Annotated in this window: 1 protein-coding gene; it reads left to right on the top strand. The window is 48.0% G+C overall.

What is annotated here, in order from left to right:
- Nucleotides 1-435 (top strand): hypothetical protein (locus tag ACTHUM_RS19970; RefSeq protein WP_440404003.1); only part of this gene is annotated, 435 nt, incomplete at both ends.

Raw genomic sequence — 435 nt, 5'->3', positions numbered from 1 at the left:
GCATACACATCACCGAGCCCCCCAAACCCAAACCACACAACCCACACACAAACAACACCAACCCCCCACACCCACACAACACAAACCCAAAACCCAAAAACACACCCAACACCACAACCCACACCCCACCCCCAAAACCCACCCCAAACAACCCCCACCAAAACACCCACAACACAAACCCAAAAACCACAACCAACAACAACCCCAAAACCAAACACCACAAACACAACCAAAAAACACACCCCCCAAACAACCCACAACCCAACCCCAACACCCCCAAAACCACACACACAAAACACAAACAACACCACCCACCCAACCCACACCCAAACCCACCCCCCACACACACCCAACACCACCAACAAAAAAAACAACACAAACCCCAACAACCACCACACCACCAAAAAAAAAAAAAAAAAAAAAAAAAAAAAAAAA

The organism is Neisseria sp. P0021.S006 (assembly GCF_051956895.1).
Note: the sequence above shows the minus strand (reverse complement) of the source record. Positions and strands in the feature narration are given on the sequence as shown.